This is a genomic window from Prosthecobacter sp. GW821-HT29F12 (genome assembly GCF_058803405.1).
Genome location: NZ_CM179517.1, coordinates 1,674,683 through 1,693,858 on the forward strand (window position 1 = coordinate 1,674,683; position 19,176 = coordinate 1,693,858).

Below are 19,176 nucleotides of genomic sequence, written 5' to 3' on the forward strand. Positions count from 1 at the left end.
CGGCAGTCTATCTTCGCTGCGCTTCGATTCAGTTCGCAGTTTTCAGTCCCTCACAACGCCGCATGCGCGTAACGCTCCCATCAGTCCACACTCCTTTCCTATTCCATGACTCCCGACTTTTCCTCCCGCCTTGCCGGCATGCTGCAGGGCAGCTTCATTGCTGAATCCATCTCTCTCGGCGTTCACTGGATTTACGATCCCGCGCTGATCCTCAAAAAGCATGGCCGTGTGACAGGCTACCTTGCCCCGGGTTCGGAGTCCTACCACCCGCACAAGCAGGCCGGTGCCCAAGGTCATGCGGGAGATCAAGCCCTGCGCCTGCTCACATTCCTTCAGCGCGAGCGCCGTTGGGACGCCACCACCTTCCTCGCCGATTGGCAGGCCATGTGGCCGGCCTACAACGACTACGTGGACAAGGCCACCAAAGGAACGCTCGCCAATCTCCAGGCCGGTGCCACCGCCGCCACGAGCGGCGCACCGTCTGATGAACTCGCCGGACCTGCGCGCATTGCGCCCCTCATGGCCTTCCTCGCGGACAAGTCCGAGTCTGAAGCCGTCGCCGCTGCCATTGAGCAAACGGTGATCACCCATCGCTCACCCGAGACGATCGAATGCGCCGAATTCCTCGCCCGCGCCACGCATCGCCTGCTGAAGGGCGGCGAACTGCAAAACGTCATCACCGCCACCGCGCCCGCATGGGCTTTGAAAGCCGCCGAGGCTGCCACGGATAGCGATGCCATCGGCCAGCTCGGCCGTGCCTGCCCCATTCCTCAGGCACTGCCCGCCGTGCTCTGGCTCATCCGCCATCACGGCGAAAACTTCGAGACCGCCATCATCGAAAACGCCATGGCTGGCGGCGACAACTGCGCCCGCGCCCTCGCGCTCGGCATGCTCATTGGAGCGGCCCATGGCATCGAAGCCATTCCCGCAGCCTGGCGCGCAGGACTACTCGCCAAGCCGCTCTTGGAAGAGTTTCTTACCACTCGCTAAACGGCACCGCGCAGAGATTCGAGTTCGTGTAGCGCATGTCGTGGCTCACTTCCTCGCCAACCCACTCGGGCAGCGCAAACGGCGTGTCTTCCGCAGGCAGTTCGATCTCCGCCACCACGAGGCCGTCGTTCGCGCCGTGGAAGATGTCCACTTCCCACAGCATGCCTTCATGCACGACATGATGCCGCGTTTTGTCGATCAAGGGCTGATGACACAGCAGCAGAAGATCCCGCGCGTGCTCCAGCGTGATGGGAAATTCGATCTCCGTGCGCGTGATTCCCGTGCGGCGGCTCTTCACCGTCATGAAGGCGTCATCGCCGACAAGGCGCACACGCACCGTGCGGTCGGGATCGCGTGACAGATACCCCTGCGCCATGCGGCGGCCCGGGCCCGTGGGTTGCCACTGGCCGGGCTTAAGCAGGTATTTGCGTTCGATCTCAGTACCCATGGGGGAACTCAATCCTTGGAAGAATACAGCGCCACGAGTGCGGCACCGATGGATTGAGAAAGCTCACCCAGAGTCGCAGGCACCAGCTGGAGTTCATCGCGCTGTTTCGGGAAAAGGTAAGGCAGCGCTGCGGCACGGATGCCGCCGAGGTAGCGCTCGCGGAATTCGGGTGTCGTGCTTTCGGGATCCACCAAACCACCGCCGATGACGATGATGCCAGGGTCCAGAGCCATCGACAAATTCGCGACGTGGATGCCAAGGGCACGCGCCTGGATGTCGAAGATCTCAAGCGCGAGGGGGTCACCATTCTGCGCACGGCCGCGCAGGGAGAAGCCTTTGCTCCTCAGCGTATCGTTGCTGAGGGCGAGTTCGTGATCCGGATATTTCGGCAGGAAGAACTCCAGGAACTGCGAGAGGCCGGAGATCGTGGAGTAGGCCTCGATGCAACCCCAGTCGCGACCGCAGCCACAGCGAAACGCCGGCACTTCATCCAAGCCATGGCCAAGGAGGTGACGTGGGATGGGCATGTGCCCACCCTCCATGCCTGCCAGGTGATCGCCGCTGAGCGGCAGACCATTGGCATCAATGTAGGCAGCACCAAGGCCGGAACCCGGAGCCAGCAGAAGCACGCTCGCTTTAGTGTCGCCACGCACACGTGCGGCCTCACCCACACCACCAAAGTCACCATCGTTCCCCACGTAGAGCGGGATCTCGCGGCCTGCGGCCTTGGCGATGGCCGCCGAGTACTCAGCGTGGAAATTCCAGCCGATGAAGCTGTCCGGCAGATTGGAAGACTTATCGAGGACGCCATAGACCTGATAGGGTCCCGGAAGAGCAAGACCAGCAGCAGCGACGCGGTCCCAGGTGAGGCCATTGTCCTTGAGGAAACCTTCCGCGCCTTCGACCCAACCAGCCACCACAGCAGCCGTTCCATTCTGGGAATTGGTCGAGCTCTGGCGGAGGTGAGTGGAGACGGGTTCACCATTGGCGAAGACGCCGCCGGTCTTGGAAGTGGTGGCTCCGGAATCGGTGCCAAGATAGATGTCGCGGGTAGCAGTAGGCATATCGGGGCGGTGAATTTGGAGAGCAAATGGCCGGTGGTCGAGAAGAATGCGTGTGGATGCGCAAGAGACCTATGCAACCCCGTTAACAGCGACCAAACGACTCCACCCTGGCTGCCCTTGGAAGCACATTGACAGCCCGCCGGGAGCGGACGACTGGCAGCACTTTCTTCCCCTTCACCATGATCACACACGAGCTCGGCCGTCGTCGGTTTTTGCACATGCTTGCAACAAGTCCGGCACTCGCGGGTGGCTTTGGCCTGGGCAGTCTTTTCAGCGGGATCGCTCATGCGGAGGAAGACCTCATTGCTGCGGCAGATCAGGCGGTGAACGTGCTCGAATTTGAAGCCGTGGCGCGCAAAAGCCTCCCGCCCTGGCACTACGCCTACCTCGCCACCGGCGTCACGGATGACTCCACGCTGCAGGCCAATCGAGATGCCTTTGCCCGCTATCAGCTTCGCACGCGTCGGCTCGTCGATGTGGCGAAGGTGGACATGTCCGTAAAGCTCTTCGGTACCGAGTGGGAGTCCCCCATCATGCTCTCGCCTGTGGGCAGTCAGCGTGCGTTTCATCCTGAGGCGGAGCTTGCCACGGCACGCGCTGCCGCTGCGCAAAAGCACAACTTCATCGTCTCCACACACGCCTCCACCGGCATTGAAGAGGTGAACAAAGTCATGGACCGCCCCGCGTGGTTTCAGCTCTATCCTACGGATGATTGGAACGTCACCCGCGCCGTGGTGAAGCGCGCGGAAAAGGCCGGATGCCCGGTCATGGTGCTCACCGTCGATTCACAAAACGGCGCGCTGCGCGACACACTCTTCAAGGTCCGCCGCTCTGCTCCGGTGAAGTGCACCGACTGCCACGTCGGCGGCTTTGCCTACAACAATGTCGCCAGCCGCAGGCCGATGTTTGCCGGGCTTGATCTCTCCAAGGTCACCACACAGCTCCCGCTGAACATGACGTGGGAGGTGCTGCCGCGCCTGAAGGAGCTCACTTCGATGAAACTGCTCATCAAAGGCATTGTCACGCGTGAAGACGCCACACTCGCGCTGCAGCACGGTGTGGATGGCATCATCGTCTCCAACCACGGTGGCCGCAGCGAAGATAGCAAACGCGCCAGCATCGACTGCCTGCCCGAGGTCATCGCCGCCGTAAACGGCAAGGTGCCCGTGCTCGTGGATGGCGGCTTCCGGCGCGGCACCGATTTCTTCAAAGCCCTCGCCATGGGAGCCAGCGCCGTCTGCATCGGCCGCCCCTATCTCTGGGCGCTCGCCGCCTTCGGCCAGACCGGAGTCGAAACCGTCCTCACCCTTCTGCGCAAAGAACTGCAAATCGACATGCGACAGGCTGGTGCTGCGTCGATTGCACAGATCACGCCGGATTTTCTGGTGAGGTGACCTGGAAGAAAATAACAGCATCGATTTGAGCGCCTGCTTGCCTCTCTCGTCCGAGAGTTCCATTTATCGGCGCATGTCCCCTGTCCAATTGCCAAACCTGTGTGAAGCGTGTGACTCATCTCCCGCAACAGTTTTCGAGCCATGTGATGACGAGGCCCGCCCCTATCGGCTATGCGCAGCCTGCCTGCACAGGCTTGTGAAGCGCTCGCTAAGACCCATGGAATGGTATCGCCTCGCGCTACATCACTGTCCTCACAACTTCTCGCTCCATGACGACTTTTATTTGAATGATGGAACGGCGGATCAACCCAAGGAAGAGCTTGTTGATGCGGACTTGTTTCCGGCCCCAAGCCTGAGCGACAAAACGGCAAATTTGAATGATCTGTGGGAGTTCACAATAACCCGGCATGCCTTGAACGAAGCCATTTACGAGGCTTGGAGACGGCACCCCCAGGCATTAGTGCTCGACTTGCTGACTCGTAACTATGAAGCACCGAAGAACGCCCATTGGAAATCAACGATATTAGAACTCGTTTCGAATTGTTTGGGGGCTGGGGCGGCTGAACTCGTGCGCCGAGCATGGCTTGATTACCCTGAATGCATGTACTTCGGAGCTTTGGCAAAGGCATCGGTGGCATGCCTTCCGAATGAGGAAGGCTTCAGCAGGTGCTTTGCAGTATTCAAGCAACTGCCGCTCAAAGAGCAGCGGAGCCGCATGATGTACATGTACGATTTCAAAAATGCTCAAATGCTCGACTGGATTGAGGCCCATATTGAGCCTCCAATTACCGATCACTGGGGAGCCTTGGCGTCACAATCCGGCATGGCATGGCAGCGTGTGGTTAAGTGGCTCGAATCAGGGCGCCCTATGAGTCTTGTGGCTTTGGATTCATTGATCGGCGTGGCCAGAGCTGCCGAGGATGGAAGATGGAAAATGCATGTTCCCATTCAGGGACTCCCCCCCAAAGATGAAGCAGAACACCGTCTGCGCGCTTATGAAGCCACCGATGCAGCACCACGAATTCAGAATTCGATCGATTACATTCTAGAGCACTTTCACCTTCTCGGTACTCAAAGCTAACAGACAACTTCATTCTTAGGAGACAATCCGGCTTTTTCCAGAATGTGTTTGGCCATTAATTCGTGCTCCTCCTCGAAACATGCTGGATCGACATGTAGCCATTGCGTCTTGCCCGCCGAGACGCTTGTAAAACAATCAAACAAGTGGTCTTCATTTTGCCCAGCTTTGCTTGGTCGTATTTTGTTTCTCCGCACAACCCGTTCAAGGTATAGTGACTTCTCCTTGTAGAGAAGAATCACGACTTTGAAAGCGTCGGGAAAATCCTTCGGAGCAATATCAGCTGCACCGATAAAGAGCGGTCCTTTGAATTGCAAACCTACTAATTGCTGGAGCATAACAAGCCGCCCTTCCTTGTCTTCAACGTGCTCGAGGTCAATGGAAGTGCAGTTTTCAAACAGAGTTGGTAAAATCCTCAATAGAGTCGATTTCCCAGAAGCGGGCGGACCATAGATGATGAATTTATCGTGCATATGGCACTAAATGATCACCCGACCGCCTCCACACACCGTCCGCAAAGCGTCGGGTGCTCGGCATTGGCTCCGACATCCGGCAGATACTTCCAGCAGCGGCCGCATTTGCAGTGGGTGGATTCCTGCACAACGGCGGAGAGATCGCCACCGCGGGTGATCTTGAGGTCGCTGAGGATGAGGAATTCGTGGAGGGTGGCGGGGTCGTTGAAGACGGGGTGGTCAAAGCCTTCGGCAGGCAGGGTGAGGGCGACGGTGGCTTCGAGGTTGGAGCCGATCTTCTTTTCCTGACGGGCTTTTTCGATGGCCTGCTGGATGACGCCACGGACCTTGAGCAGTTCATTCACCGCGAGGGTGGCATCGCTGCCGGGGAAGGCAGGATTGGGCTGCGGGAAGGACTGCAGGTGGACGCTGTCGGTGTAGCCGAGGTGCTCCCAGGCTTCGTCCGCCGTGAAGGCGAGCATGGGGGCGAGGAGGCGGCACAGGGTCTCGGTGATCTCGCGGATGGCGGCCTGCGTGGCGAGGCGACGCGGGCTGGTGGCGGCGTCGCAGTACATCCGGTCCTTGGTGATGTCGATGTAGAGGGAGCTGAGGTCGCCGGTAATGAAACTGTTGATGACGCTGAAGACCTTGCGGAAGTCGTAGTGCGCGTAGGCGTCCACGCACTCCTTGGTGATGGCGTGCAGGCGCTCGAGGATCCAGCGGTCAACAAGGGTGTACTGGGGGGCGACCGCAGCGGTTGCACGCGGCGTGTGGGAGCCCTGCGGCACGTCTTCATCGGGCAAGCGAGACGCCTGCTCGACGTCCACATCTGGCAGGCGGGAGCCTTGCGTTGCTTCTCCGCTGAGATTTCCAAGCAGCACGCGCAGGGTGTTGCGGATGCGGCGGTAGTTTTCGCTGTTCTGCTTGAAGAGGTCTTCGGAGAACGGCACTTCGTTTTGATAGTCCACACTGGCCACCCAGAGGCGCACCATGTCGGCGCCGTAGGTGTTGTAATAGTGGTCGGCGGTCATGGGCTTGGAGCTCTTGCCCGCGCCCTGGTCGCTCTTGCTGATCTTTTTGCCGCTGGTATCGACGACGAAGCCGTGGGTGATCACCGCCTTGTAAGGCGCGTGCCCCCGGGCGATGATGCTCATCATGAGGCTGCTCTGGAACCAGCCGCGATGCTGATCGGTGGCCTCGATGTAGAGATCCGCCGGAGCGTGGAGCTCAGGATGGCGGTCCAGCACGCTGACGTGCGAGCAGCCGGAATCGATCCAGACGTCGAGCGTGTCATTGCCACGCTTCGTGCCCGCAGGCAGGCCCACTTCCTCAGCCCACCACGCGTCGTCTTTTTCAAACCAGAGATTGCTGCCGTGCAGTTCGATGACGACGGCCACCTTGGCGATGACCTCGGGATCCATGATGATCTCGCCACTGGCGGAGTAAAACACGGGAAGCGGCACGCCCCAGGTGCGCTGGCGGCTGATGCACCAGTCAGGACGGCTCTCCACCGTGCCATAGATGCGGTTGCGGCCCCAGGCGGGCATCCAGTGGACGGTGTCGATCTCGTACAGCGCCTTGGCGCGGATGTCGTCGATCTTGATGAAGAACTGCTCCACCGCACGGAAGATGATCGGCGTCTTGGAGCGCCAGCAGTGCGGGTACTGATGCACGTATTTCTCGTTGCCGAGGATCGCGCCTTTGGCAGTGAGAATTTCGATGATGCCGTCATTGCTCTGGAAGACATGCTTGCCCACGAAGTCAGGCAGGCCGCACTCGGCGGTGTATTTGCCATCGGCATCCACCGGGGAAAGGATGTCCAGCCCGTGCTCGCGGCCGGCCTGATAGTCGTCCGCGCCGTGACCGGGGGCGATGTGCACCGCGCCGGTCCCGGTGTCGTCGGTGACGAAGAGGGTGTTGATGACCTTCGAGGTGCGTGGAAGGAAGGGATGCTGCGCGTCGAGGCCATTGAGCGCGTTGCCTTTGAATTCCTCGTTGGCGTGCTCGGTGTTCAGCTTGAAACCGGTGGCGGCCCCGAAGGCTTCGACGCGGGACTTGGCGATGACGAGCTTCTCCACCCGACCGTCCGCATGCGCGAAGCTGCCGCTGACGTAGTCAAACGTGGGGTGCAGCGCGATGGCGAGGTTGGCCGGGAGTGTCCACGGCGTGGTGGTCCAGATAACGAGGGATGCGCCATCGCAGCCGGGCGGCGGATTCACCAGCGCAAACTTCACGTACACCGCAGGCGAGGTCTTCTCCTTGTATTCCACCTCGGCCTCGGCCAGTGCGGTCTGCGCGCCGTAGCTCCAGAGCACCGGGCGCTTCATGCGATAGACGAGCTTCTGCTCGACGGCCTTGCCAAAGGTGCGCAGGATGCCGGACTCGTAGCCGGGATCCAGCGTGAGGTAGGGATTATCCCAGTCGCCAAAGACGCCGAGCCGCTTGAAGCTGTTGCGCTGGATGTCGATGTACTTGCGTGCCTCCGCCTCGGAGCGCTGGCGCACCTCCACCGGGGTGAGCCCGGCGGCGGATTTGACGACCTTGAACTCGATGGGCAGCCCGTGGCAGTCCCAGCCGGGGATGAAGGGCGTGTGAAAGCCTGCCATCGTCTTCGACTTCACGATGAGATCCTTGAGGATCTTGTTCAAAGCGGTGCCCATGTGCACGTCGCCATTCGCAAATGGCGGGCCGTCATGCAGGATGAAGGTGGGCTTGCCTTTGGACTGCGCCACGATGCGCTGGTAGAGCTTCCCCTCCTGCCACTTCGCCAGGCGCTGCGGCTCCCGTGCGACGAGATCGGCCTTCATGGGAAAGTCGGTCTTCGGCAGCAGGACGGTGTCTTTGTAGTTCTTGGCAGTGTCAGGGGCGCTCATGGTTCGGGAAAAGGAGCACGAAGCCTAGCGAGATGGGGGCGTGTGGCAAGGACGGAGGGAGTTGGGAAATTCGTCCTCGTGCTCCTGCTCGTTCTCGTCCTCGATCCTACCACTCCGCTGGGACACAAAGCTCACGCAATTGCCTCAAATCTACCTCCCTCAGGCCAATTCCCGCCCACAACACCCATTTGCCCTCCCGCCCGCATGGCGTATCGCTCCGCAACCATGTTCCCGACCCGTTCTCTGCTCCTCGCGTTCACTGCGTCCCTGCTTTCCACCGCCCATGCCCTGGAGGTCAAAGTCTCCCCTGCCCTCACGTTGCCTCAGGCGCTGGAACAAGTGCGCGCCGCCCGCAAAGGCGGCGACAACTCCCCGGCGACCATTCTTCTGCCGGAAGGCGTCACGGAGCTGACGCAGCCGATCCAGCTCGAAGCGCAGGATTCGAACCTGACCATCACAGGCACGAAGAGCACGCTCATCGGCGCGCCGCTCGTCACCACTTGGGGGCCGGTGGCAGGCGCTATCTTCAAGGCAGATGTCTCCAAACTGCTGCCGAAGGGTTTCATCCCCAAGCAACTCCTCTGCAACGGCGAGCGTCAGATCCTGGCGCGGTATCCGAACTTTGACGCCAAGGACCCGCTCTACGGCGGCTGGGCCTTTGTAGCTGAATTCCCATCCGCAGGCGCTCCCGAAGGCCACCTGTGGAAACGCACGCTGTATGTGAAGCCCGAGGACGTGCGCAACTGGGCGCACCCTGAGGATGTGGAGCTCGACATCTTCGCGCAATACGGCTGGTGGAACTTTATCGAGCCCGTGGCCTCGCTCGATCCCCAGACACGCAAACTCACGCTGAAAAAGGACTGCGGCTATGATCTGCATCCGCACAACCGCTACCATTTTCAAAACGCCCTCGAAGAACTCGATGCGCCCGGCGAGTGGTTTTACGACAAGCACACCGGCACGCTCTACTTCTGGCCTCTTCAAGGACATTTGACCTCGCTTGAGGTCCGCATCCCCACTCTCGACAGCTTTTTCAAAGTGAAGGCGGGCGCGAAAAACGTCGTCATTCGTGGCCTCACGCTCACCGGCTGCCATGGTTCCGCCATCACCTTTGAGCGCGCGGAGGACTGCCTCGTTGAGAAATGCATCATCACGCAGGTGGGTGCCTTCAATGGCAGCGGCATTGGCGTAAGCGATGGCAAAAACGTGCGCCTCTCGCACAACGAAATCAGCTACACCGGCAGCAACGGCATCAGCCTGAGCGGCGGAGACCGCAAAACGCTCACCGGCCCCGGCCACATTGCGGAGGACAACCACATCCACCACATGGGTGTCTTCAACAAGAACGCCTGCGGTATCAGCATTTATGGCGTGGACAACACCGCCGCGCACAATCACATCCACGACGGCCCGCGCATGGGCGTGCAGATGAGCGGAAACAACCTCATCGTGGAATACAACCACCTGCACCACCTCTGCCTCGAAACCCAGGACGGCGGCGCCATCTACACCGGCGGGCGGGATTGGATCAGCAGCCGCGGCAGCAAATGGCGCTACAATTTGATCCACGACGTCATCGGCTGCGGCCAGGAATCCGGCGGCCTCAAGCACCCATGGTTCACCTTTGGCATCTACCCGGACGACAACAGCGGCGGCCTCGACATCATCGGCAACATTGTTTATCGCGTGGCCCACACGCCCATCCACATGCACAACTCACGCGACTGCATCGTGGAGAACAACATTTTCGCCCTCGGCGGCAAGTTTCAGTTCGACCTCCACGGCTGGACCAAAGACCAGCGCTTCTACACCGGTCACATCGAAACAATGATCAAAGGCTACGAATCCGTGGCCGGCCTGCCCGCATGGAAGCACATGCGGAACATGGACCTGCACCCCAAGAACGCCATCCGCGACGACGGCACCATGATGAGCGGCAACAGCTTCCAGCACAACATCATGTTTGGCGACACCCCCGGCGTGAAATACGGCGACATCCGCAACGCCACGCCGAAATGGAACACCATCGACTACAACATCGCCTGGAACAGCGGCCACCCCATCGTCACCGGCATCAATCAAGTCGGCCCGGACAAAGGCGCACCACTCGCCACCGAGAACTTCGACACCGTCGCACCTGGCAAAACACCTCCGGGCTGGGGCTTCAACCACCGCCCGAACAAAGATGTGCAACTCGTCGTCGCCGATGGTGCCCTGCGTGTGGACTGCGCCCTCGGCACCGATCCCAAAAACCCCAAGAGCGTCTTCCACAGCCCCGATGTGCCGATCAAGCCCGGCGCCGCGTATCGCGTGAAGCTCCGCGTCAAATCCAGCGAACCCACCGCCAAGATCAGCCTTGCCTTTGCCTCCTTCAAAAACGGCGCAGGCTACTGGCAGAACGGCAGCACCAGCATCACCGCCACCAGAGAGTGGAAGGAAGTCGAAGCCACCGGCCGCATGCTGCGCGAAAACGAGTCCGGCTGGAAACCCTGGATGACCGCCTTCTGGCTGCGCGTGGATTGCCACGAGCCCAAAGGCCAGGTCTTCTTCGACGACGTGCGCATCACCGAAGCCGAACCCCTCGACGAATGGGCCGCCTGGCAAAACGCCGGATGGGACAAACACAGCATGGTTGCCGATCCGTTGTTCATCGACTGGAAGAACGACGACTTCCGCCTCAAGCCTGAATCACCTGCATTTAAGCTGGGCTTCAAGGCAATCCCGGTGGAGGAGATTGGGATTCGTAAATAAGGAGACTTGGGAACACTCAAGATGCAGCCATCAGCTTCAGAAGCTCAGATTGAATTTGAGCTTTGGTGCCGTCTGATGCACCGCCTCAATCAGCTTGTTCTGGTCGTTGGCAGTCTTGCCGTCCGTCAGTTCGATGTTGCTCACATTCAAACTGCGTAAATGTGCGCGACCAGCATTAACAGCCTGAATGATGGCAGATGATGTCAGGCTCGTGGAGGAAAAATGCAGATCTTCCAGCGCTGGACACGAAGTCAGTTGCACAAGTCCTTTGTCATTGATCCGCGTATAGGCCATGTCGATGCTGCGCAGATGGGGCATCGAAGGAAACCTTTCACCTGTCAGTTCATTCGGCACCATCGCGAGGGTCTCCAGGGTGTGCCATTTTGCCAGCACAGGCAGAATGCGATCATCCACCTCGACATTGAAAATCAACAACGATTTTAGGTGAGGCTGGTCGCCACAATGAGAAAGCAAAAGATGAATCTTATCCGCTTCTCCCGCACCGATAGAAAGCGTTTCCAGGCTGCCAAAATGGCAGAGAAGATCGCCCAATGCGGCAGCATCCTTCATTGGGTAATCAACTTGGACCTTGCTCAAAGTGGAGCCCGGCCAAAGCCTGGCCAGATAAGGCTGATCCTCCGCCCAGGAAGGCACGCGCCATTCAACAAACAGCCCGGCCGCAGTTTCTTTTTCCAGCGCCGCCAGAGCCCGCCCACGTTTGAGAATCCACTGGCAGGCCAGAAAACCCAGCACCAACATGATTGCGGCTGCTGAGATCCAAAACATCCGCTTCTTGGTGAAAGAGGGCATGAGGGGTCTCATGGTGAAAATAGGCCGGAGGGTTGCAAGGCTTATGCTGATCATGGCTCGTGCGCCTCCATCTGTCACCAAAAGTTTGCCACGCGGCCACTCCGCCCCACTGTGCAGAAAGCACAGCCTCATTCCCTTTCCCCAACGTAATTCCTTCACCATGTCCCAGTTTCTTCAATTCGACCGCACCGGCAATCCTGCTGAAGTTTTGCAACTCCACGAGCGCACGCTCACGCCTCCCGAAGGGCATGAGGTGCGGGTGCGCATGCGCTATGCGCCGGTGAATCCGGCGGATCTCAATTTCATCGAGGGCACCTATGGCCGTGCGGCGCATCCGCCTTGCATTCCGGGGCATGAAGGTTGTGGCGAAGTCGAGGAAGTTGGCAGTGCAGTCACATCGCTGGCGAAAGGCGATGTCGTCATCCCGCTGGTGGGCACCGGCTGCTGGACGCAGCACCTCACGGCGGCGGAGCATCACTTTGCCAAGGTTCCTTCTCAAATGGATGCCGTGCAGGCAAGCATGCTGCGTGTCAATCCCGTCACCGCCTGGGCTTTGCTCAAGCACTACACCGACCTCCCGAAAGGTGCCTGGGTGGCGCAGAATGCGGCGAACTCCGGCGTGGGCCGTGCCTTCATCCAGCTGGCGCATCACTTCGGCCTGCGCACCATCAATTTCGTGCGTCGCGTCGAGCTCTTCGATGAATTGAAAACGCTGGGGGCAGACCTTGTCATGCTCGATACGGACGAAGGAGTGGCTGAAGCCAAATCAATCATTGGCGACGAGCCCGTGATGCTGGCCACGAATGCCGTGGGTGGTGACAGCGCCATCCACATGATGGACCTGCTCAGCCCCGAGGGCATCCTCGTCACCTACGGCGCCATGAGCCGCCGCAGCCTCAAGGTGCCGAACAAATTCCTCATCTTCAAAAACTTGCAGCTTCACGGCTTGTGGATCACCAAATGGTTTGAGAAAGCCAGCACGGCAGAACTTTACGAAGTGCTGGATCCGCTGACCACGCTGATTCAATCGGGCGAACTCGTCACCGCCATCGACGAGATCGTGCCGCTGGCTGATTTCAAACAAGCCATCACACGCGCGCAGGAAGGCTCACGCGGCGGCAAAGTCATTCTTGATCTCGCGTAAACCCATGCACGTCCTCCTCACGAACGACGACGGCATTTCCGCCCCGGGATTGCAGGCTTTGGAAAATGCGGTGCAGCAGATTGGCTGGCAATACACCATCGTGGCTCCGGCCACGGAGCAGAGCCAGTGCGGGCACCGCGTCACCACGCATCAGCATCTGCGGGTGGAAACACTCGGAGAGAACCGCCACGCTGTGCATGGCACCCCGGCGGATTGCGTACGGCTGGCCTTGTTTGCGCTCGATTTGAAACCTGATCTGGTGCTTTCCGGTGTGAATGCGGGTGGCAACATGGGGCAGGACATCGTCATCTCCGGCACCGTGGCCGCAGCCCGCGAGGCCGCCTACCATGGCATTCGCTCCATGGCACTGTCTCACTACATGATCCGAGAACTCACCGTGGACTGGCAGCGCACCGCCGCCTGGATGGCGGAGATCGTGAAGGAAAGGCACGCTCAAGACCATGCACGCAGCACCTTCTGGAACATTAATATCCCCCATCTTCCAGTGGATCAGAGCGTGCTGCCGCCGCGCATCCTCTGCCATCCGGCGCGTTCACCTTTGAATGTGAGCTATCGAAAAGAGGAGCACGGCTATGCCTACTCCGCCTCCTATGCCTCACGCCCGCGTGATCCCGGCTCGGATGTGGAGACCTGCTTCAGCGGCAAGGTCTCCGTGTCGTTGCTGCATGTTTGAGACTGCCTGCTACGAGCAGGCAGCCCCCTCCCATGCAGCCGTCTATTTGGGAGCCTTGGGTTTGAGGATGAAGGCGTAGGATTCAGCTGCCAGGTCCAGCCCCGCGAGTTCCGCCGTATAGCGGAGCGCCTCGGTGAGCGGGACGTTTTTGAGATCCAGGGAGATTTCCACATTCGGCGGCACGTCGGACTCGCGGATCAGGATGCTCACGCCTTTCTTGCCGGGATCAAACTCACGCGCTTTGGCGCGCAGGTACTCCAGCGCTTCAGGCAGCGTCGCGCTGCGAAACTGCACTGTCGGAATGACGATAGACTCTGCTTTGGCAATCAGTGGTGACGGCTTAGCTGCGGGCGCAGCAGGGACCGCAGTTCCTGGAGGCCCACCTGCGTCTCCTGTCACGAGAGTGCTGATCAGGTCTTCCACAACCCGCTGCTGCGTCTGGGTGTTTTTGACCACGAGTTGAGTGCCGCCTGCGACGAGTGCTGCTGAGGCACCTCCATCAAAGACCACTCCCTGGCTGAACAGCCACTCTTTGGCATTGGCGACTTTTGCGGCTGCACCCGCAGGCAGCTTGTAGGAGCGGGTGACCATGTCTCCTGGCGCAGGCATGGGAGCGATCACGATGGCCATGGCCTCATAACGCACCTCCCGGTTGCTCAAGGAAGCGACGTAACGCAGGGCTTCGCTGACCGGCACATTGGTAAGATCGAGCGAGATTAGAGCACCCTTTTCATAGTCGGGCTTTTCGATGACGAGGTTCAGTCCGGTGTGCTGCGGATCCAGTTCAATGGATTTGGCCTGCAGGTACTCAACGGCCTGCAGCAGAGTGGTGTCACTGAATTTGACTTTTGTCAGGATGATCTCCCTGGCTTTGTCACGAAGCTTGCTGCTGTGAATCGTAGCCTGCGCCGGTTTTTCATCAGCCCCACGCAACTGCGCTGTGGCGCACAGCACGAGCACCGCGAAGGCAGTGGCTAGACCGGTGAGCGCGCCGCGCAGGCTGTAGGAACTGCGGTTTCGCGAATCGTCCATGATCGCCGAGAGCCGTGTCTCAAGAGTTGACGGCTGAGCCATGGCCATGGCAGGAGCACGCAGCCCCCCGGCTGCCTGCACGGTGCGTGCAGCATCGAGCAGTTGCAGCGCATAGTTTTCCGCCACCGCACCCGCACTGATGACCAAATCGTCCGCCGCCTGCTCCTGCGCCATGCGCCATGATTTGGCCGCAAGCCAAACGAGCACATTCGGCCAGTAGGCAGCCGTGATGAAACAGGTGATCAAACGGGTCAGCGCATCGCAGTGGCGGATGTGTCCCATCTCATGACGCAGCGCGGCTTCCAGACGCGCCTCGTCCCAATCCAGCGCCTCTGTCGGCAGCAGCAGCACCGGTTTCATCCAGCCCCATGTCAGCGGCACTGCGACGTTGGACGCCATGCGCAGCGAGATGCCCCGCTTCACGCCCAGATCCGCCGCCACGCGTGCGGTGAGTGCGAGTGCGTGCTCGTCCTGCACAGGATGGCTTTGGGATCTCAAACGGCTCAGTTGCAGGCTGCCCACAATCCGATGAGCGAGGAGGGAGGCAAAGCCTGTGAGCCATACCAGCGCGATCCACTGCGCAGCGCTCAAGCTGGGCAGCCAGCTTTGCGCTTCAGGTGAGGCTGTATGCACAGTGGGGTTCGAAGCTGACTGCGTGATCGCACCGCTAAGTGCGGGCAATGGCATCTCCGGCGCTGACGGCATGAGAGCAATGGACCATTGCGGCTGCCATAGCAGTGTGACCGGCAACAGGAGCAGTACCAAAAACGCCGCCAGCCAGACCGCGCAACGCTGCGCGGCGGAGGCGCTGCGCCAGAGGCTCTGCGTGGCGAAAGCGAGGAGAACGATGCCGGCGCTCTTGGCCAGCAAGTCGATGACGTGGAACAGCAATGGATTCATAGGAGGGTTGGCTTAGCGGTTCTTGGCCTGTTTGATGATGGACTCGAGGCGTTGGATCTCTTCGGGGGAAATTTTCTCACGCCCATCCACCAGCGCGGCGACGGCGTTCACCAGCGAGCCTTCGAAGAAGGTGTTCACGATGTTCTTGAGCGCGGAGCGGCTGGCTTTCTGGATGGGCTCGGTGGGCAGGAAGATGTAGCGCTTGCCGTCTTCGCGATGCTTGAGCATCCCCTTCTCCTCCAAGATGCGCAGCAAGGCGCGCACGGCGGAGTAGCTCGGGGCATCCGTCATGGCACTCGCGACCTCGGAGGCGGTGGCCTCTCCCTTCGCGTAGATGATGTCCATTATCTGGCGTTCGCGACGGCTTAACTGGCTGGCTTTCCCTGACATGCTAAATTATTAGCACATCGAGCCGGATCAACGCAAGCCCCATGTGCTAAATAATTAGCACATGATTCATGCAGAGCTGTTTTCCCTGGAGTGTGGTCAAATCACACCTGCAAACCTGCGTGGCAGGCGTCACACATCTGCTGCCTCTCCACATTCCCAGGGCGGCGCACCTGTTTGAACGCCCGCGACGCCATAGAGCATTTTAAATAATAATGTAGCCATTGGGCGGGGATATGCTATGCATTGGGCATGGCAACACTCTCCCTTGATTTGCGTGAACGCATCGTCAGCGCGTATGACAAAGGTGAAGGCACGCGTGATGAGATCGCACGGCGCTTTCGCGTCTCGCTGGGCATGGTCAAAAAGCTCCTCCAGCAGCGTCGCAAGACCGGCAGCATCAAGTCCCGGCACCACCTCGCCGGACGCAAGAAGCTCATTGTGGCTGAGCACCGCATGACCATTAGGCAGCAGCTCAAACGCAAGCCCGACATGACGCTGGCCGAACTGCGCGACGCTCTGGGGCTGAAGTGCACGCTGCCCGCGATTCATTATGTGCTCGTGGACATGGGGCTGACATATAAAAAAAGACGCTCCGCGCCGCCGAGCAGGACCGGGAGGACGTCCGCAAAGCACGCCGCTGCTGGAAGCGCCGGCAAGGCGGCTTAGAGCCTTGGCGGCTGGTCTTTCTCGACGAGAGCGGTGCCAAGACCAACATGACGCGCCTGCGCGGCAGGGCACCCCGTGGGCGGCGGCTGCATGCCGCAGCCCCCTGTGGCCGCTGGCAGAGCACCACGATGATCTCCTCCATCCGGCTCGATGGCACCACGGCCTGCATGCACCTGGCAGGAGCCGCCGACACCGACGCCTTTGTGGCCTATATCGGCCAGGTGCTCTGCCCAACACTCAAGCAAGGTGACATTGTGGTGATGGACAATCTCGCGGTGCACAAGAGTCCGGAAGTGCTGCGCTTGGTGGCGGCAGCAGGAGCGGAGGTGCGGTTCCTGCCGGCCTACTCGCCCGACCTCAATCCCATTGAGAAAATGTGGAGCAAGATCAAAGCGCTGCTGCGCAGCGCCGAGGCCCGCACCCCCGAGCAACTCGACCAAGCCATCAGTCTGGCATTCTCAAAAATCACAGCCAAAGACGCTGCAGGTTGGTTTGCTTCTTGTGGCTATAGTATTATTTAATATGCTCTAGGCGGTGTTTGAAAACCCTCGATTGCCCAAGGAAAGCATTTGTGGCATGAGAGAAAACCGATGAAAACACAACGCTTTGCATGGTGGGAGCCGCTCAAAAAGCGACTCAAAAAAATGGTGCTTTGAACATTGGCGGCCGTCCGCGAGCGTCGCTGGATCTTGTTCTTGAAGGCTTGTTTTACCGGCTGCGCAACGCGGGTCCTTGGCGTGACCTGCCCGAATGTTTTGGTCCTTGGCGCACCATCTATGGCTGGCATCGGCAGTGGGCGCGCGAAGGTCTCTGGAAGCGCATGCTCACCATGGTCTCCCGCAAAACCAGGAACCGCATCAGGCTTGTGGATGGCACGCATGTGGTGGTTCATCAGTGTGCTGCAAATCCTGCAGGTGGCGCAGACAAGCAGGCCATGGGCAAAACGCGAGGAGGCCGCAATACCAAGATCATGGCCCTTACTGATGGGCGGGGGCTTGCAGTGAACCTGCTGCTCATCGCAGGACAGGCCTATGAAGGGCACCATGTTCTGCCGCTGCTGGGAAACCCTGCAGGGCTGTGCGTGGTTGGCGACAAAGGCTTCGACAGTGACAAGCTACGTCAGCAGCTTCAACTGCTCGGGGCAACCCATTGCATTCCACGCAGAGCCAGATGTGGAATCCAGCGCAAGGTCAGCCGTAAACTTTACCGACAGCGCTATCGCATTGAGAACTACTTCTGCCGTCTGAAGCGCTGGGCTTGTGCCAGCACTCGGCGAGACAAACTCGCCGCACATTTCCTCTCGCTCATCGAGTTTGCTGCCGTCATCGACTGGCTTCAATACGGCCGATGAGGGTTTTCAAACACCGCCTAGACCCGAAACTTCGGACCCGCACAGCGGTTCCCTACCAGCCCTACGGCACGCGCCATGCTGGACGGCAAGGATGCGCTCTGCGCGTCCTTGGAAGATTTCGTCCTAAGCTTTGATGCAGCTCACTTGGGAGCGTTTTGCAGAGTCGTGACGAGCTGCTGCAGCTCTTTCGTTGTGGGGTGATCATTACCCAGTTTGTTCTTCGCCATCGCCAGCCCCGCCTCGGCTTCCTTTTTGGCCTCGGCATATTTCTTTTCCAGCGTCAGGCAAAGGGCGAACTGATAGCGGAACGTCAGCGTGTCCACGTGCGCCTCGCCGGGATTGATGTCCATAAACAGCAGTACTTTTCGGAACTCCTGCTCGGCTTCCGCCAGCTTGCCCTGCTCGCGCAGGTTGACGGCCAGAGCGCCCCGGGCCATGAGGGTCGGCTGCTTGTCGATGCCGAGAACGCGTACATCGATCTCGACCACGTCCCGCAGTTCTTTCTCCGCTTCGGCAAATTTCTTCTGATCGCCCAGCACCACGGCAAGGTTGGTGCGGTTCAGCAAGGTCGCAGCATGCTCGGCTCCGTACACTTTGGTCATTTCCTTGACCACTGCACGGATCTCCTTCTCCGCTTCCTCAAATTTCCCTTCTTCGTGCAGCGTCTCCGCCAGAGCGTTGTGAATGCGCAGCGTCTCAGGTTTGTCCGCCCCTGAGTACTTCACGTGTCCTTCCCATGACGCACGGAATTCAATCTCCGCCTCCGCTGGTCTGCCCTGCGCGCGCAGGCAGGTGCCCAGCGCTCCCTGGCACTCCGGCAGCAGTGCATTGCCTGGACCGAAGTAGCTCTTGAAAGCTGTGATGAGGGAGCGCAGCACCGGCTCGGCTTCCGCATATTTGCCCGCCTGCATGTACTCACGCACGGTCGCCTGCTGTTTCTTGAACTCCAGCGCCTGCTTCTTGAGGTCCTCAGGCAGTTTTTCCGGCAGCTTGACTTCAGCAGGCGGTGTCTCCGCAGAATACATGACGGCAGAGCCCGAGAGGAGTGCGGCAAGATGAAAAGCGACGATGGTTGACTTCATGGCAGGCCGCAAGGAACGCCAAGTGCGCCGGATGTCTTGTATTTTTAGCGGGGAGTT

At 59.8% G+C, this 19,176-nt stretch carries 16 protein-coding genes and 1 pseudogene; 9 read left to right on the top strand and 8 right to left on the bottom strand.

Annotation, left to right across the window (positions count from 1 at the left end; translation table 11 throughout):
- Positions 1 to 105: 105 nt before the first annotated feature.
- A complete protein-coding gene (locus AC3RLQ_RS07065) occupies positions 106 to 990 on the top strand; it encodes an ADP-ribosylglycohydrolase family protein (protein ID WP_493035645.1) in 885 nt (294 codons plus the stop codon).
- Here the strand turns inward: AC3RLQ_RS07065 and AC3RLQ_RS07070 are convergent.
- Together AC3RLQ_RS07070 and AC3RLQ_RS07075 are read right to left on the bottom strand one after the other, a co-directional pair.
- The gene (locus AC3RLQ_RS07070; RefSeq protein WP_493035647.1) at positions 977 to 1,438 is read right to left on the bottom strand and encodes a CYTH domain-containing protein; all 462 of its coding nucleotides are present in this window, start codon (positions 1,436 to 1,438) and stop codon (positions 977 to 979) included. The genes AC3RLQ_RS07065 and AC3RLQ_RS07070 overlap by 14 nt on opposite strands.
- Before the next feature lie 8 nt (positions 1,439 to 1,446).
- Positions 1,447 to 2,502 carry an ROK family protein gene (locus AC3RLQ_RS07075; RefSeq protein WP_493035649.1) on the bottom strand — a complete coding sequence of 352 codons (1,056 nt, stop codon included), beginning with the start codon at positions 2,500 to 2,502 and terminating at the stop codon, positions 1,447 to 1,449.
- A gap of 179 nt (positions 2,503 to 2,681) precedes the next feature.
- On the opposite strand from AC3RLQ_RS07075, the gene AC3RLQ_RS07080 reads away from it, so the two are divergent.
- Positions 2,682 to 3,896 carry an alpha-hydroxy acid oxidase gene (locus tag AC3RLQ_RS07080; protein WP_493035651.1) on the top strand — a complete coding sequence of 405 codons (1,215 nt, stop codon included), beginning with the start codon at positions 2,682 to 2,684 and terminating at the stop codon, positions 3,894 to 3,896.
- A 217-nt stretch (positions 3,897 to 4,113) separates the two neighbouring features.
- Positions 4,114 to 4,977: a hypothetical protein gene (locus tag AC3RLQ_RS07085; RefSeq protein WP_493035652.1), complete on the top strand. Its 864-nt coding sequence runs from the start codon at positions 4,114 to 4,116 to the stop codon at positions 4,975 to 4,977.
- Here the strand turns inward: AC3RLQ_RS07085 and AC3RLQ_RS07090 are convergent.
- Together AC3RLQ_RS07090 and ileS are read right to left on the bottom strand one after the other, a co-directional pair.
- Positions 4,974 to 5,447, bottom strand: a complete 474-nt coding sequence (locus tag AC3RLQ_RS07090) for a DEAD/DEAH box helicase family protein (protein ID WP_493035654.1) — start codon at positions 5,445 to 5,447, stop codon at positions 4,974 to 4,976. The genes AC3RLQ_RS07085 and AC3RLQ_RS07090 overlap by 4 nt on opposite strands.
- 14 nt (positions 5,448 to 5,461) lie before the next feature.
- On the bottom strand, positions 5,462 to 8,299 hold the full coding sequence (gene ileS / locus AC3RLQ_RS07095) for an isoleucine--tRNA ligase (protein WP_493035656.1): 2,838 nt from the start codon (positions 8,297 to 8,299) through the stop codon (positions 5,462 to 5,464).
- Between the two features lie 225 nt (positions 8,300 to 8,524).
- Here ileS and AC3RLQ_RS07100 point away from each other — a divergent pair, with 225 nt between their 5' ends.
- Positions 8,525 to 11,050, top strand: a complete 2,526-nt coding sequence (locus AC3RLQ_RS07100) for a right-handed parallel beta-helix repeat-containing protein (RefSeq protein ID WP_493035658.1) — start codon at positions 8,525 to 8,527, stop codon at positions 11,048 to 11,050.
- Between the two features lie 36 nt (positions 11,051 to 11,086).
- On the opposite strand, the gene AC3RLQ_RS07105 is transcribed toward AC3RLQ_RS07100, so the two are convergent.
- A complete protein-coding gene (locus AC3RLQ_RS07105) occupies positions 11,087 to 11,860 on the bottom strand; it encodes a leucine-rich repeat domain-containing protein (RefSeq protein WP_493035660.1) in 774 nt (257 codons plus the stop codon).
- Positions 11,861 to 12,020: 160 nt separating this feature from the next.
- On the opposite strand from AC3RLQ_RS07105, the gene AC3RLQ_RS07110 reads away from it, so the two are divergent.
- Both AC3RLQ_RS07110 and surE read left to right on the top strand, forming a co-directional pair.
- Complete coding sequence (locus AC3RLQ_RS07110; protein ID WP_493035662.1) at positions 12,021 to 13,004, top strand: MDR family NADPH-dependent oxidoreductase; 984 nt, start codon at positions 12,021 to 12,023, stop codon at positions 13,002 to 13,004.
- Between the two features lie 4 nt (positions 13,005 to 13,008).
- Positions 13,009 to 13,698 (top strand): 5'/3'-nucleotidase SurE, encoded by a 690-nt coding sequence (gene surE, locus AC3RLQ_RS07115; RefSeq protein ID WP_493035664.1) that lies wholly within the window; start codon positions 13,009 to 13,011, stop codon positions 13,696 to 13,698.
- Between the two features lie 42 nt (positions 13,699 to 13,740).
- Here surE and AC3RLQ_RS07120 read toward each other — a convergent pair whose 3' ends face one another.
- Positions 13,741 to 15,630: a M56 family metallopeptidase gene (locus AC3RLQ_RS07120; RefSeq protein ID WP_493035666.1), complete on the bottom strand. Its 1,890-nt coding sequence runs from the start codon at positions 15,628 to 15,630 to the stop codon at positions 13,741 to 13,743.
- 12 nt (positions 15,631 to 15,642) lie between these two features.
- Positions 15,643 to 16,020 (bottom strand): BlaI/MecI/CopY family transcriptional regulator, encoded by a 378-nt coding sequence (locus tag AC3RLQ_RS07125; protein WP_493035668.1) that lies wholly within the window; start codon positions 16,018 to 16,020, stop codon positions 15,643 to 15,645.
- A gap of 249 nt (positions 16,021 to 16,269) precedes the next feature.
- On the opposite strand from AC3RLQ_RS07125, the gene AC3RLQ_RS07130 reads away from it, so the two are divergent.
- The 3 genes and pseudogenes from AC3RLQ_RS07130 (at position 16,270) to AC3RLQ_RS07140 (ending at position 18,037) form a co-directional block, all read left to right on the top strand.
- Positions 16,270 to 16,686 (top strand): transposase, encoded by a 417-nt coding sequence (locus tag AC3RLQ_RS07130; protein ID WP_493031933.1) that lies wholly within the window; start codon positions 16,270 to 16,272, stop codon positions 16,684 to 16,686.
- Positions 16,668 to 17,207 (top strand): annotated as a pseudogene (locus AC3RLQ_RS07135) (IS630 family transposase); the annotation flags it as partial. The gene AC3RLQ_RS07130 and the pseudogene AC3RLQ_RS07135, both read left to right, overlap by 19 nt.
- A gap of 89 nt (positions 17,208 to 17,296) precedes the next feature.
- The gene (locus tag AC3RLQ_RS07140; RefSeq protein WP_493031932.1) at positions 17,297 to 18,037 is read left to right on the top strand and encodes an IS5 family transposase; all 741 of its coding nucleotides are present in this window, start codon (positions 17,297 to 17,299) and stop codon (positions 18,035 to 18,037) included.
- 140 nt (positions 18,038 to 18,177) lie between these two features.
- Here the strand turns inward: AC3RLQ_RS07140 and AC3RLQ_RS07145 are convergent, their stop codons facing one another.
- Positions 18,178 to 19,119 (bottom strand): tetratricopeptide repeat protein, encoded by a 942-nt coding sequence (locus AC3RLQ_RS07145; protein ID WP_493035670.1) that lies wholly within the window; start codon positions 19,117 to 19,119, stop codon positions 18,178 to 18,180.
- Positions 19,120 to 19,176 lie beyond the last annotated feature (57 nt).